Consider the following 13110-nt stretch of genomic DNA (forward strand, 5'->3'; position numbering starts at 1 on the left):
AATCTACGGTCGGTGACCGTCTCCCGGAAGTGAGAGTCCCCGGCACACGGGTTGATCTGCCGGGGAATCCCCTGTTGTCTGTCGGGCATGACCGCTTATTCACCGGACGCCACCGACTGGCGCATTCTCCAGGTCCTGCAGACCCGGGGCAGGGCCGGCTTCACCGAGCTGGCCAAGGCCGTGTCCATGTCGGCGAGCGCCGTCACGGAGCGCGTGCGGCGGCTGGAGGAGGCGGGCGTCATCAAGGGCTACTCGGCCGTCGTGGACCAGGAACGGCTCGGCCTGCCGGTCCTCGCGTTCGTGCGGCTGCGCTATCCGAACGGCAACTACAAGCCGTTCCACGACCTGCTGGACGCGACGCCCGAGATACTCGAGGCCCACCACGTCACCGGCGACGACTGCTTCGTGCTGAAGGTGGCGACCCGCTCGATGAGCCACCTCGAGCAGGTGTCGGGCAAGATCGGCGCCCTCGGCTCCGTGACGACGAGCGTCGTGTACTCCTCTCCCCTGCCGCAGCGTCCGATCAGTCGCTGAGTCCCGCCCCCGCCCGCAGCCGCACCGCGGAGCCGCCGCGGTCCTTGACGACCTCCAGCTGCGCGGGGATGCGGCGGCGCAGATCGCCGACGTGGCTGACGATGCCGACGCTGCGGTCCCGTTCGCGCAGCGAGTCGAGGACGTCGAGGACCTCGTCCAGGGTCTGGTCGTCGAGGCTGCCGAAGCCCTCGTCGATGAAGAGGGTGTCGAGCCGTACGCCGCCGGCCTCGTCGGTCACCACGTCGGCGAGTCCGAGCGCGAGGGCCAGCGAGGCGAAGAACGTCTCGCCGCCCGACAGCGTCGCCGTGTCGCGTTCCCTGCCGGTCCAGGCGTCCACGACGTGCAGCCCGAGTCCGGCGCGCTTCCCGCCGGTGCGGGCGTCGGAGTGGACGAGCGTGTACCGGCCGGAGGACATCCGCTGCAGCCGTACGGTGGCGGCCGCCGCGACCTGTTCCAGCCGGGCCGCGAGCACATAGGACTCCAGCCGCATCTTGCGCTCGTTGTCGGCGGAGGTGCCGGCGGTGAGCGCGGCGAGTCCGGCGAACCGTTCGTACTCCTCGCGCAGCGGGCCGAGCCGGAGGGTCTCCTGTGCGGCCTGGTCGGACAGCCGGTCGAGTTCGGCGCAGCGGGTGCGGGCCGCGTCGAGCGCGGACGCGGCGTCGCGCAGATCGCGCTCTGCGGCGTCGTGTGCGGTGCGGGCCCTGTCGGGCTCGGCGGGCGGGAGGCCGGCCGCGGCGCGGGTGTCTTCCTCCGCGAGCCGGTCGGCGACGGCGGCCGCCTCCGCCTGCCAGGTGTCGATGCGGTGCTGGAGGTCGCGCTGTTCGGCGTCGGGCAGGAGCGCGGCGGCCGCCTCCTCGGGCGTGGGGAACCCGGCGCGGAACGCGGCGTCGGCGAGCCGGTCGTCGGCCTCCTTCAGCCGCAGGGCGGTGCTGTCGACGGCGCGTACGGCGTCCGCCGCGGCCGCCAGCAGGCCGACCTGCTGCTCGAGCAGCGCGGCGCGCTCGGCGACGCTGCGGGCGCCGCCCCTGGCGCGGCTCACGTCGCTTTCGAGGGCGGCGAGTTCCTGGTCGAGCGTCTCCCGCCGGGAGGTGCGCGCGGCGCCCCGCCGTTCGGCCCCCTGCCGGGCCTCGATCCGCTCCTCGTACTCGCGCTCGGCCCGGGCGAGAGCCTCGCGGGCGCCGTGGATGCCGGCCGCGAGGGCGCGGGTGCCGGCGTGCTCGCGCTCCAGGTCCTCGACGCCTTGGAGCAGTCCGGCGACGGTGGGGTCCGCCCCGGACCGGGGGCCGGGTACGGCGCCGGCGGCCTGTTCCGTGGCGGTGCCGGCGCTCTGCGCGCGAAGGGCGGTCCCGTCGGAGGCGGCGTGTGCCGTGGTGACGGGGGCCGCGGTCACGGCGGCCTGATCCGATCCGCGGGCCCGCGCGGCCGCCGCCGCGCGGGACTCGTCGAGCACGGCGAGCTCCCGCTCGGCCGCCGCCCTGGCCTGTTCGGCGCGGGCGTGTTCCTCGTACGCGGCGTCCTCGGCGGCCCGGTCCACATGGCCGGCGCCGGCGCGGGCGGGCGCCGGGTGTTCCTCGGAGCCGCAGACCGCGCAGGCCCGGCCGGGGACCAGCGCGGCGGCCAACTCGGCGGCGATGCCCTGGAGTCGGCGCTCCTTGAGGTCGAGCCAGGCGGCCTTGGCCTCGTTGGTCCGCTCGTGCAGAGTGCGCAGCCGCTGCGCCGCCCGCTCTGCGCGGGCGGCCAGTTCGTCGCGCTCGCGGGCGGCGCGCAGCCGTTCCCGGGCCGGTTCGAGCCGGCCGGCGAGGTGTTCGGCGCGGGTCGCGGCCTCCTGCGCGGCCGTGATCCGTTCCTGGTGGTCGCGCCGGACGCCGTCCCACTGGGCCAGCCAGGCCGTCGCCTCTTCGAGGATGTCGTCGTCCGCCCGCGCCTGCCGGTCCAGGTCGGCGAGCTCGCGGGTGATGCCGGCGGCGCGGGTCTCGGCCCGGCGGGCGGCGTCCAGGCCGCCGGACTCCTCGCGCAGCGCCCGTTCCGCCGCGGTCAGTCGGTCCGCGCCGGCGTCGGTGAACTCAGAGGGGAGCCCCGCCCTGGTCCGTTCCCGTTCCCTTGCCGCGTCCCGGTGCTCGCGCTCCGCGGCGTCGCGCACGCGCAGCGCCGGTTCGACGAGGGCGGCCGTGCGGGCCCGTTCCAGCCGGGTCCGCAGCGTCTCCTGCTCGGCCCGCCGCGCCTCCAGGGCCTCCGAGCGGGCGAGGGCGTCCGCGTGACGCCGCTGGAGCCGGTCCCGCTCCCGCGTCTCCTCCAGTTCCCGCCGTGCCGTGGCGCGGCGGCTCTCCGCGGCGGCCGCCCGGTGCTCGGCGATGCCGAGCCGCTCGCGCGCTCCGGTGCGGGCGACCGCCGCCCATTCAAGGACGGCGGCCGCGAGTCCGGGGTCCCCCGGCTGCTGTTCGGGGCGCGGCCACTCCGCCGCCGGGCCGGCGGCCTGCTCGATCCGGTGGGCGACGGCGAGCAGCCGTTCGTCCCCGGTCTTCACCTGCAGTTCGGCGGCGCGCCGCAGGTCGGCGAGGCGGTCCTCGACGGCGGCGAAGCGGCGGGTGTCGAAGAGCCGTCCGAGGAGTTTGCCGCGAGCCTCCGCGTCGGCCCGCAGGAAGCGCGCGAAGTCGCCCTGGGGCAGCAGCACGACCTGGCAGAACTGCTCGCGGCTCATCCCGAGGAGCTGGGTGATCTCCTCGCCGATCTCCTGGTGGGACTTGCTGAGCGCCTGCCATTCGCCGGCCGCCGCGTCGTACTCGCGCAGGGTGCTCTGTGCCCGCTCGGTGACGAAGCCCTTCCCGCGCTTCTTGGGGCGGGGCTGTTCCGGGCGGCGCGTGACCTCCAACCGCCGTCCGGCGACGGTCAGTTCGAGCCGGACCTCGGTGGGGGTGCCGGTCTGCGCGTGGTCGCTGCGCAGCGACGCCCCGGGGCTCTGGCGTGCGCCGGGCACCGCCCCGTACAGCGCGAAGCAGACGGCGTCGAGCACGGACGTCTTGCCCGCGCCGGTCGGCCCGTGGAGCAGGAAGATGCCGGAGCTCGCGAGGGCGTCGAAGTCCACTTCCTGGGTGGTGCCGAACGGGCCGAACGCGGTGACGGTCAGGGTGTGCAGTCTCACCGGGCCACCTCGCGCACACCGGCGTCGACGCGTACGTCCTCGAACGCGGCGCGCAGCACGGCGCATTCACCGTTACCGACACTGAGACCGCCCCGCACGTGGACCCCGTCCACTTCCTGGGTGGTGCCGAACGGACCGAACGCGGTGACGGTCAGGGTGTGCAGTCTCACCGGGCCACCTCGCGCACACCGGCGTCGACGCGTACGTCCTCGAACGCGGCGCGCAGCACGGCGCGCTCGCCGTCGTCGGGGCCGTTGCCGCCGCGGACGTGGGCGACGAAGTCCTCGGCGATCTGCTGGTCGCTGCGCCCGCGCAGCCGCTGTGCGTACGAGGCGGTGGTGTCCCGCTCCGTCCGCTCCGGGTCGAAGACGAGGTGCAGGGTGTGCGGGAAGCGCGCGGTCAGCCGGGCCATCGGGTCGGCCGGCCGCACGGCGTCGGTGAGGGTGGCCTCCACGAACGACTGCTCGTGGCGGTCGAGCGCCGGGTCCTCGAGCAGGTCCTCCAGCGTGCCGCGCAGCCGGGCCAGTGGGCGTGGCACGGGGCAGTCGATCCGCTCGGCGGTGACGGCTCCGGCCGCGTCGAGGTCGACGATCCACATGGTCTTGCGGTGGTCGGTCTCGGAGAACGAGTAGGGCAGCGGGGAGCCCGAGTATCTGACCCGGTCGGTGATGGTCTGGCAGCCGTGCAGGTGCCCGAGGGCCGCGTAGTCCACGCCGTGGAAGACGCCGGAGGGCACGGCGGCGACACCGCCGACGGTGATGTCCCGTTCGCTGTCGCTCGGCTCGCCGCCGACGACGAAGGCGTGGGCGAGCACGACGGACCGGGTGCCGGGCTCACGTGCGGCGAGGTCGTCCCGTACGCGCTCCATCGCCGCGGCGAGGACCGTCTCATGGGCGGTCCGCTCCGTCTGGAACTCGGCCCTGACCAGGGCCGGTTCAAGGTAGGGCAGCCCGTAGCAGGCGACCGGGCCGTGTTCGTCGGCGAGCAGCACGGGCGTGCCGCAGCCGGCCGGGTCGGTGCGCAGATGGATGCCGGCCCGGTCGATGAGGCCCGCGCCGACGCCGAGCCGGCGCGCCGAGTCGTGGTTGCCGGAGATCATCACCGTCGGCACGCCGGCGTCGGCGAGCCGGTGCAGGGCCTCGTCGAACAGCGCGACGGCGGCGAGCGGCGGCACGGCCCGGTCGTACACGTCTCCCGCGACGAGCACCGCGTCCACGTCCCGTTCGCGCACCGTCGCCACCAGGTGGTCGAGGAACGCGGCTTGGGCGTCGAGCATGCTCACCCGGTGGAACGACCGTCCCAGGTGCCAGTCCGACGTGTGCAGGAGTCTCATGATCGGTGAGCGTATCGGTGGGGTCGGACAATGCGGGCGGCTTCACGCATCCCCGTACGCCTCGCCGCCCAGTTCCAGCCCCGCCGTGCCCGCGGTGGCGTCGGCCAGCCAGCCCCGGAAGGCGTCGACGTCGGCGTCCGGGAGCCCGATCCCGATCCGGACGGCGTCCGCGTACGCGACCTCGCGCACCTGACGGCCCGTCGCCCGCAGATCGTTCTCCAGCTTGCCGGCCCGCTGGTGGTCGACGGTGACGGTGGCGAGCCGGAACCGTCTGCGGGTGAGGGTGCCGACGGCGTCCAGGGCCTCGCCGACCGCTCCCCCGTACGCCCTGATCAGCCCGCCGGCGCCGAGCTTGACGCCGCCGTAGTAGCGGGTGACGACGGCGGCGGTGTAGCGGATCTCGCGCCGCATCAGCATCTGGAGCATGGGCACCCCGGCGGTGCCGCCGGGTTCCCCGTCGTCGCTCGCCTTCTGGACGGCGGCGTCGGCGCCGACGACGTACGCGAAGCAGTTGTGGCTGGCGGCCGGGTGCTCCTTGCGGATGCGGGCGACGAACGCCTGCGCCTCCTCCTCGGTGGCGGCGGGGGCGAGCGCGCAGATGAAGCGCGATCGGTTGATCTCGGTCTCGTGGACGCCCTCGCCGGCGACCGTCCGGTACTGCTCCTGCATCCGGCCACCCTATGCGCCGCCCGGAGCGGGACGCTCCACGGGGGAATCCTCCGGGCCCCCGCCCCGTTGTCCTGGCATGTACGCAGACGCAGAGACGATCCGCAGGATTCTGACGACCACCGGTGACACCTGGGCGGTCGTCGGCCTGTCCCACAACCGGGCGCGAGCGGCGTACGGCGTCGCCGAGGTGCTCCAGCGCTACGGCAAGCGCGTCGTGCCGGTCCATCCGAAGGCCGAGACGGTCCACGGCGAGCAGGGGTACGCGAGCCTTGCCGACATTCCCTTCGAGGTGGACGTCGTGGACGTCTTCGTGAACTCGGAGCTGGCCGGGCAGGTGGCCGACGAGGCCGTGGCCGTGGGCGCGAAGGCGGTGTGGTTCCAGCTCGGCGTGGTCGACGAGGCGGCGTACGAGCGCACCCGGGCGGCCGGTCTGGACATGGTGATGGACCGGTGCCCGGCGATCGAGATCCCGCGGCTGGGCTGACGCTCGCCGCGGGGTCGCCGGGTGGGGGCCTTGCTCAGACGCCGAGGCCCTCGACGTCCACCGCGCCGGGCAGGGCGGCGAACGCCCTGCCCGGCACGATCAGCTTGCCGCGCCGGCGACCGCTGCCGACCAGGACCCATTCGGTGTCCACGACGGCCGGGTCCACCAGCAGCGGCCGGTCGGCGGGCAGCCCGATGGGCGTGATGCCGCCGTACTCCATGCCGCTCGCGCCCGTCGCGGTCTCCATGGACGCGAACGACGCCTTGCGCGCGCCGAGTTGCCTGCGCACCGCGCCGTTGACGTCGACGCGGGTGTGGGACAGGACGAGACAGGCGGCGAGCGTGGTCTCCCCGCCACGCCGGACGGCCACGATGACGCAGTTCGCGGACTGTTCGGGCAGTCCGCGGCCGTAGTGCTCCACGAACACGGCGGTGTCGGCGGTCTCCGGGTCGGTGTCGACGTGGAGGAGCTGATCGGCGGGGACGTCGCCGTGCCAGGCGCGTACTGCCGCGGCTGGCGGGGACGTCGCCGTGCCAGGCGCGTACTGCCGCGGCGACGGGCGCGACGAGTCGCTCGAGGCAGTCGGGAGCGGGGGTGGCGTTGTCGAAGTTCCCGATGGGTGCGCGCATGTGCCGCACGCTGACACCGGCGCGCACGGCGGCGGTCGGGCGTCTCAGCGGGGGTGCGTCTCAGCGGACGGGCGGGACGGAGACCGCCATCATCACTTCCACGATCTCGTCGCCGTCGTTGCGGTAGGCGTGCGGGGCGTTCGCCTCGAAGGTGGCGGAGGTGCCGGCCGGCACGGGGTGGGCCCGGCCGTCGACGACGAGGGTCAGCTCCCCGGCGGTGACGTGCAGCAGCTCCGTCGTGCCGTCCGGGTGGGGGTCGGAGGCGCTCTCGTCGCCGGGCATCAGCCGCCAGGACCACAGCTCCAGCGGGCCGCCCCGCTCGTTGCCGACGAGGAGGGTGGTGGAGCTGCCGGTGGAGGTGGACCACATCCGGACGGCCTGCTCCGGCGGGACGAGCCGGACCTGCGGGCCCTGTTCGTAGTCGAGGAGCGTGGTGATGCTCACGCCGAGGGCGTCGGCCAGCTTCACCGTGGTGCCCACGCTGGGATTGGTGCGCGCCTGCTCGATCTGGATGATCATGCCGCGGCTGACCCCGGAGCGGGCGGCGAGGGCGTCCAGCGTGAACCCGCGTTCACCGCGCCAGCGCTTGAGGTTCCGGGCGAGCGACCGGGTGAGCTGGTCGAGGTCCGACACATTCCGTCCAAGATTCCGGCGCCGTCCAATATTCTGGATGACGGAGTCCAATGGATTGCACTACGGTGTGGTGCACCGAATCGTCCACCACACTGTACTGCGAGGCCCCCGCATGACCGCACTCCTCGCCCTGGCCACCAGCCTGCTCTGGGGCCTGGCCGACTTCGGCGGCGGACTGCTCACGCGACGCACGCCCGCGCTCACCGTGGTCGTCGTCTCCCAGATCGTCGCCGTGGTCGTGCTCGGCGTGATCGTGGTGGCGACCGGCGGCTTCTCCGAGACCGGACCGCGGCTCTGGTACGCGGTGGCGGCCGGAGCGGTCGGACCGGTGGCGATGCTCTGCTTCTACAAGGCCCTCGCCCTCGGCCCCATGGGCGTCGTGTCGCCCCTCGCGTCGCTGGGCGTCGCCGTGCCCGTCGGCGTCGGGCTGCTGCTGGGCGAGCGGCCCGGCCTGGTCCAGTTCGCGGGCATCGCGGTGGCCGTGGCCGGCATCGTCCTGGCGGGCGGCCCCGAGCTGCGGGGCGCGCCGGTACAGCGGCAGGCGGTGCTGATGACGCTGGTCGCGGCGTTCGGGTTCGGCGCCGTGCTGGCCCTGATCGCCGAGGCGTCGACCACGCTCACCGGGCTGTTCCTCGCCCTGTTCGTCCAGCGCGTCACCAACGTGACGGTCGGCGGGGTCGCGCTGTACGTGTCGGTGAGGCGCGGCGGCCGGGCCCTGCCCGAGGACGGCGGGGCGCGCACCGTGCTGCGCTCGCTGCCGGCGCTCGCCTTCGTCGGCCTCGCCGACGTCGCCGCGAACGGCACGTACTCGATCGCCGCGCAGCTCGGACCGATCACGGTGGCCGCGGTGCTGGCGAACCTCTACCCGGTCGTGACCGTTCTCGCGGCGCTCGTCGTCCTCAAGGAGCGGCTGCGCAGTGTGCAGGCGGCGGGCGCCGGACTGGCGCTGGTGGGCACGGCCCTGCTGGCGACCGGCTGATCAGCGCTCCTCGAGTCCGGCCCGGGCGTCGGCCGGCCCCGACAGCTCCGCGTCGAGCTCCTTGAGCGCGCGGAGCTGCTCGGGAGTGACTCCTTCGGGGATCGGCACCGGCGCGGGCGTCCGCAGCGGCGGCTGCCAGCCGTCCTTCTCGTCCCACCGCCGCACGACCCGGGCGGGCGCGCCGGCCACCACCGCGTGGTCGGGCACCTCTCCCCGTACGACCGCGCCCGCCGCCACCACGACGTTGCGCCCCAGCCGGGCGCCGGGGAGGATCACCGCACCGGTCCCCAGCCAGCAGCCGGGCCCGATCTCCACGGGGTCCGTACGCGGCCACTGTTTGCCGACGGGTTCGTGCGGATCGTCGTAACTGTGGTTCGTGGACGTGATGTAGACGTACGGGCCGCAGTACGTGTCGGAGCCGATGGACACGCGGGTGTCGGCGATGACATGGCTGCCGCGGCCCAGGACCACGCCGTCGCCGAGGCTCAGGACGGTGTCGGAGCCGAGGTCCAGGCCGGGCATCATCCCGGCGGTGAGGGTCACCTGCTCGGCGATGATGCAGTGGGCGCCGAGCTCGATCCACGGTTCGCCGAAGACGGTGCCCTGCGGGAAGGCCAGTCGCGTGCCGCCGCCGATCCGCCGGAACCGCAGCCGCCCGGGACGCTCGGCCGTGACGGCCCCCGTGTCCTGCACCCACTGCCACACGCGGTGCACGGCACGCGTGAGGAACCGGCGGCGCCAGGCGGTCGCGGACGACGGGGTGTTCCTGCTCTTCGGCACCCGCCCACGGTAGTCGGCCGCGTCCGGCGGGAAGGCGCTGACGTGCTGTGACGTTCACCCCAAGCGGCGCTCGCCCACTGGCCCGTGCCGCCAACCGGCCCGCCGGACCGCCGGTACGACGCCGCCGGCTTCAGCAACGGGCTGTGCCCCCGGGCCCGTTGAGCGGTCCTCGGGGTGGCAGGGGCGGCGAGGGAACGCGGGGCGGCGCGTCCGCGGCGCGCGCGGGCCACCCCGGCGGTCACCGCCCGACGCGGGGGCATACGGTGCAGGCAGGCGCGACGGACCGGTGAATTCGACAGGGAGCGGGCATGACGGAGCGGGCTTTGGTTGCGGGTGTCGGCGGCGGGGAACCCGATGTCGATCCTGAGGCGTTCACCGCGCCGACGTCGGTGGTGATGGGCGAGGTCACGCTCGGCGCGGGCGTGAGCGTCTGGTACCACACGGTGCTGCGCGCCGACTGCGGGCCGATCGCGATCGGCGCCGGCAGCAACATCCAGGACAACTGCACGGTCCACAGCGACCCGGGGTTCCCCGTGACCGTCGGCGAACGTGTCTCGGTCGGCCACAACGCGATCCTCCACGGCTGCACCGTCGAGGACGACGTGCTCGTCGGCATGGGCGCCACCGTTCTCAACGGGGCCAACATCGGCGCGGGCTCGCTGATCGCGGCCCAGGCCCTCGTGCCGCAGGGCATGCAGGTACCGCCGGGCTCCCTGGTCGCGGGGGTGCCGGCGAAGGTGCGGCGCGCGCTGACGCAGGAGGAGCAGGAGGGCATCAAGCTCAACGCGGCGGTCTATCTGGACCTGGCCGCGCAGCACCGCGACGCGCACAAGGACTGAGCCCGGTTACGCCGCGGTGCGCGAAGGGCCGTCCCGGCACCTCGACGGTGTCGGGCCGGCCCGGTGCTGCGGCCGGCGCTCAGCTGTTGGGGCGCAGGGTCCAGACGATGTGCATCTCGCCGGTCACGGCGCCGTCGGCGCGCTGGATGGCGACCGTCACGGGGAACTCGGGGCGCTCCCCGGCGTCCAGCTCCTTCACGACGTCCGCGACGGGGCGGCCGAGCGTCGCGGTCGCGGTGAGGACTCCCTTGGCGAGCTTCTTGTAGCTCGTCTCCGCCTTGACCGGCAGCGGTACGGCGCGGCCGAGCTGGTCACCGAAGGCGGCGAGGACGACGGCCCCGCTCGCGGACTCGGCCAGCGTGAACATCGCTCCGGCGTGGGGTCCGCCGACGTGGTTGTGGTACTCGGGGTCGTCGGGCAGGCGGAGCACCGCCCGCTCGGGCGTGGTCTCCAGGTACTCCAGCTTGAGGGTCCTAACCATGGGAACGGTGGCGGTAAGCAACTCGCCGATGGACATCTGCTCTGCGCTCATGGCGCGATGTTACCCACGAGTAGGAGAGCTTGGCCATCCCTTGGCGACCGCCTTCGCCGCGGGCTTCGAGCGACCCGGTGGGGGCCGGGCGTAGCAGTGCCGGACCCGCACCTCTATCGTTACTCGCCATGTGGCCAGGACAGCAGCCGCCCGGGGGCGAGCAGAACCCGCAGGACCAGAACCCGTACCAGCAGCCGGGGTACCAGCAGCCGAATCCGTATCAGCAGCCGGGATACCAGCAGCAGGGGTACCAGCAGCCCAACCCGTATCAGCAGCCGACCGCGCCGCAGTACGCCGTGCCCGGCCAGATGCCCGGGGCGCCGCAGCCGCCCCGGGACGAGAAGAAGAAGACGACGATCGTCGCGATCGTCGCCGCCACGGCCGTGGTCGTGACCGCGGCCGTGACCGGCTTCATCGTGCTGCCCGACGACGACAAGCCGTCCGACAAGGGCAGCGACGCCGCGGCCTCGAAGCCGGCCGAGCCGGAGAAGTCGGAGCCCGCGGAGGACCCGGCGCCGGCACCGACGGGCAACCCGCGCGGCGGCGAGTCCAAGCCGACCATCGCCGGCTGGAAGGTCGTGACCAACCCCAAGCACGGGACGCAGTTCGACGTCCCCGCGGAGTGGGAAGTTCTGAGCTCCGGAACCGCCACCGGTTTCGAGGACGAGAAGAAGGGCGACGGGTCCCTCGCGGTCGTCATGTCCGCCCCGGCGCACCTGAAGAGCAAGTGGTGCGCCATCGACGCCGACAAGGACGGCAGCGAAGAGGACTACGGCCTGGCCAGCACCGGCACCAAGGGCGGCAAGGGCGCCAAGAACACGGCGGAGGCCGCCTACAACGAGGCCGGCAACTGGGTCTGGGCCGCCTACGCCCAGACCGAGCCGAAGGGCACGGTCAAGATCACCGAGGCGAAGGACTACACGACGAAGTCCGGCCTCAAGGGCAGCATGGCCATGGCCACGGCGAAGGGCGTCAAGAAGGAGAACAAGTGCGAGACCGACGGTAAGTCGGTCGCGTTCAGCTTCAAGAACGCGAAGGGTGACTTCGCGAGCTGGGTGCTGTACTCCAACACGGGCGTGCCGGACGAGGTGCCGGACGAGACGATCCAGAAGATCCTCAGCACGGTCCGCCTGGCGGGGTCTGCGGGCTGACCCGGCGGGCCGGGGTTGGCCGGTCCCGTCGGGGCGCCGCCCGAACCCCGCGCCTCAATCTCCCCCTACGGCCTGGCGACCATGGGAGGAGCCCCAGCGAGGCTGGAGTTGCCCGGCACCTCCGGCCCGGGCAACTCCGGCCCGGCCGGCGATTGCGGCCACCGCGCGAAGCGCGGTACCGGGCCCGGGGGGAGCGCCGATCGCCGCGCAGCGGCATTCCAGCCCGGCCTGGGGGTACTCCCCCTCCGGCCTGACGGCGTGGGAGACGCCCCACCCACAGCCGCCAAGCCGGAGGGAGAAACGGAAGCCCCCGTGCCAAGCGCGGTACCCGCCCCGGGCGAAGCCCGGGCCGCCCACCGGCGGCACGAGCTCTGGGCGCCGCCCCCGAATCGCCCGCAGGGCGTACCCGGCCCGGGCGGAGCCCGGCCCGCCGCCCGGAGCGCGGTACGGGGGGGCCGGGGCGGAGCCCCGAACACACTGCGCGGAGCGCGGTGGACGGGTCCGGGCGGAGCCCGGTTCGGGAAGGGGCGGGTAGGGGACAAGGCAGCGGCCGTACCCTCCGTCACCCCACCGTGAACGCCCCCTCCGGCGGCTCCGGCGACGCCGTCGCCCCCGCGTCGTCGACCGGCGCCGCGTCACCCCGCAGCCGCGCCACCGCCCGCCCCCGCTCCACCCGCGCCGGAAACGCGTCCGACGCCGCCCGCCGCGCCAGCGCCGTCGTGTCGAGCGGGGCCTGCGACGCGAGCAGGACCGCGTTGCCGAAGCGGCGCCCCCGCAGCACCGACGGTTCCGCGATCAGCGCCAGTTCCGCGAACGCCTCCGCGAACGTCGCCAATTGCGAGCGGAGGAAGGCGAACGGCGCGCCGTCCGCGAGGTTCGCCGCGTAGACGCCGTCCGGCCGCAGCACCCGCTCGGCGGCCCGCGCGTACGCGACCGTGGTGAGGTGGGCGGGGACGCGTGAGCCGCCGAAGACGTCGGCGACGATCAGGTCCGCGGAGTCCGGCGCCGCGGCCTCGACCCATGCCCGGGCGTCGGCACGGTGCACGGTGACGCCGGAACCGTCCGGCAGCGGCAGGTGCTCCGCGACGAGTGCGGCGAGCCCGGCGTCGGCCTCGACGACGTCCTGCCGGGACCCGGGCCGGGTCGCGGCGACGTAGCGGGGCAGGGTGAGCGCGCCGCCCCCGAGGTGGAGCACGGACAGCGGCGCTCCCTCCTCGGCGGCGCAGTCGACGACATGGCCGAACCGCCGCACGTACTCGAATTCGAGGTGCGTCGGATCGTCGAGGTCGACGTACGACTGCGGTGCGCCGTCGACGGTCAGCAGCCAGGCGCGCTCACGGTCCACGTCGGGCATGAGCTTGGCGGTGCCGCCATCGACGGCGCGCAGGACGGGGAGGGGCTCGTTCAC

The 13110-nt window shown here is 74.2% G+C and carries 13 protein-coding genes and 1 pseudogene; 5 read left to right on the forward strand and 9 right to left on the reverse strand.

Annotation, left to right across the window (positions count from 1 at the left end):
* Positions 1-87: 87 nt before the first annotated feature.
* Positions 88-534 (forward strand): Lrp/AsnC family transcriptional regulator, encoded by a 447-nt coding sequence (locus ACFYOP_RS29750; protein ID WP_356896869.1) that lies wholly within the window; start codon positions 88-90, stop codon positions 532-534.
* Here ACFYOP_RS29750 and ACFYOP_RS29755 read toward each other — a convergent pair.
* Genes ACFYOP_RS29755 through ACFYOP_RS29770 form a run of 4 tightly spaced genes read right to left on the reverse strand, consistent with a single transcriptional unit; the run spans position 524 to position 5675 of the window.
* Positions 524-3673 carry an AAA family ATPase gene (locus ACFYOP_RS29755; protein ID WP_388453433.1) on the reverse strand — a complete coding sequence of 1050 codons (3150 nt, stop codon included), beginning with the start codon at positions 3671-3673 and terminating at the stop codon, positions 524-526. The two genes, ACFYOP_RS29750 and ACFYOP_RS29755, sit on opposite strands and share 11 nt — an antisense overlap.
* Positions 3670-3843, reverse strand: a complete 174-nt coding sequence (locus ACFYOP_RS29760; RefSeq protein ID WP_356896873.1) for a hypothetical protein — start codon at positions 3841-3843, stop codon at positions 3670-3672. The genes ACFYOP_RS29755 and ACFYOP_RS29760 overlap by 4 nt, the downstream gene beginning before the upstream one ends.
* Positions 3840-5006, reverse strand: coding sequence for an exonuclease SbcCD subunit D (locus ACFYOP_RS29765; RefSeq protein ID WP_356896875.1), 1167 nt, complete (start codon positions 5004-5006; stop codon positions 3840-3842). Before ACFYOP_RS29765 ends, ACFYOP_RS29760 begins: the two co-directional genes overlap by 4 nt.
* Positions 5007-5048: 42 nt before the next feature.
* Entirely contained in the window at positions 5049-5675 is a 627-nt protein-coding gene (locus ACFYOP_RS29770; RefSeq protein ID WP_356896877.1) for a YigZ family protein, read from the reverse strand.
* 76 nt (positions 5676-5751) lie between these two features.
* On the opposite strand from ACFYOP_RS29770, the gene ACFYOP_RS29775 reads away from it, so the two are divergent.
* Positions 5752-6159 (forward strand): CoA-binding protein, encoded by a 408-nt coding sequence (locus ACFYOP_RS29775; RefSeq protein ID WP_356896879.1) that lies wholly within the window; start codon positions 5752-5754, stop codon positions 6157-6159.
* Positions 6160-6193: 34 nt separating this feature from the next.
* Here the strand turns inward: ACFYOP_RS29775 and ACFYOP_RS29780 are convergent.
* Positions 6194-6788, reverse strand: a pseudogene (locus ACFYOP_RS29780) (YbaK/EbsC family protein).
* 60 nt (positions 6789-6848) lie between these two features.
* Positions 6849-7421, reverse strand: coding sequence for an XRE family transcriptional regulator (locus ACFYOP_RS29785; protein ID WP_356896881.1), 573 nt, complete (start codon positions 7419-7421; stop codon positions 6849-6851).
* A 112-nt stretch (positions 7422-7533) separates the two neighbouring features.
* Between ACFYOP_RS29785 and ACFYOP_RS29790 the strand changes: the two genes are divergently transcribed.
* Positions 7534-8400 (forward strand): EamA family transporter, encoded by an 867-nt coding sequence (locus ACFYOP_RS29790; RefSeq protein WP_356896883.1) that lies wholly within the window; start codon positions 7534-7536, stop codon positions 8398-8400.
* Here the strand turns inward: ACFYOP_RS29790 and ACFYOP_RS29795 are convergent, their stop codons facing one another.
* Positions 8401-9180: an acyltransferase gene (locus tag ACFYOP_RS29795; protein ID WP_356896885.1), complete on the reverse strand. Its 780-nt coding sequence runs from the start codon at positions 9178-9180 to the stop codon at positions 8401-8403.
* 308 nt (positions 9181-9488) lie between these two features.
* On the opposite strand from ACFYOP_RS29795, the gene ACFYOP_RS29800 reads away from it, so the two are divergent.
* The gene (locus tag ACFYOP_RS29800; protein WP_356896887.1) at positions 9489-10019 is read left to right on the forward strand and encodes a gamma carbonic anhydrase family protein; all 531 of its coding nucleotides are present in this window, start codon (positions 9489-9491) and stop codon (positions 10017-10019) included.
* 79 nt (positions 10020-10098) lie between these two features.
* Here the strand turns inward: ACFYOP_RS29800 and ACFYOP_RS29805 are convergent, their stop codons facing one another.
* Positions 10099-10551 (reverse strand): DUF4442 domain-containing protein, encoded by a 453-nt coding sequence (locus ACFYOP_RS29805; protein ID WP_356896889.1) that lies wholly within the window; start codon positions 10549-10551, stop codon positions 10099-10101.
* A gap of 128 nt (positions 10552-10679) precedes the next feature.
* On the opposite strand from ACFYOP_RS29805, the gene ACFYOP_RS29810 reads away from it, so the two are divergent.
* On the forward strand, positions 10680-11702 hold the full coding sequence (locus ACFYOP_RS29810) for a hypothetical protein (RefSeq protein ID WP_356896891.1): 1023 nt from the start codon (positions 10680-10682) through the stop codon (positions 11700-11702).
* Positions 11703-12264: 562 nt separating this feature from the next.
* Here ACFYOP_RS29810 and ACFYOP_RS29815 read toward each other — a convergent pair.
* Positions 12265-13110 (reverse strand): fused MFS/spermidine synthase, encoded by an 846-nt coding sequence (locus ACFYOP_RS29815; RefSeq protein ID WP_356896893.1) that lies wholly within the window; start codon positions 13108-13110, stop codon positions 12265-12267.

It is taken from the genome of Streptomyces sp. NPDC006294 (assembly GCF_042870895.1).
GTDB lineage: Bacteria > Actinomycetota > Actinomycetes > Streptomycetales > Streptomycetaceae > Streptomyces.

Coding starts and splice junctions, on each gene's coding strand:
- ACFYOP_RS29750 (WP_356896869.1), top strand. CDS start 88: ATGACCGCTTATTCACCGGACGCCACCGACTGGCGCATTCTCCAGGTC.
- ACFYOP_RS29765 (WP_356896875.1), bottom strand. CDS start 5,006: ATGAGACTCCTGCACACGTCGGACTGGCACCTGGGACGGTCGTTCCAC.
- ACFYOP_RS29770 (WP_356896877.1), bottom strand. CDS start 5,675: ATGCAGGAGCAGTACCGGACGGTCGCCGGCGAGGGCGTCCACGAGACC.
- ACFYOP_RS29775 (WP_356896879.1), top strand. CDS start 5,752: ATGTACGCAGACGCAGAGACGATCCGCAGGATTCTGACGACCACCGGT.
- ACFYOP_RS29790 (WP_356896883.1), top strand. CDS start 7,534: ATGACCGCACTCCTCGCCCTGGCCACCAGCCTGCTCTGGGGCCTGGCC.
- ACFYOP_RS29800 (WP_356896887.1), top strand. CDS start 9,489: ATGACGGAGCGGGCTTTGGTTGCGGGTGTCGGCGGCGGGGAACCCGAT.
- ACFYOP_RS29805 (WP_356896889.1), bottom strand. CDS start 10,551: ATGAGCGCAGAGCAGATGTCCATCGGCGAGTTGCTTACCGCCACCGTT.
- ACFYOP_RS29810 (WP_356896891.1), top strand. CDS start 10,680: ATGTGGCCAGGACAGCAGCCGCCCGGGGGCGAGCAGAACCCGCAGGAC.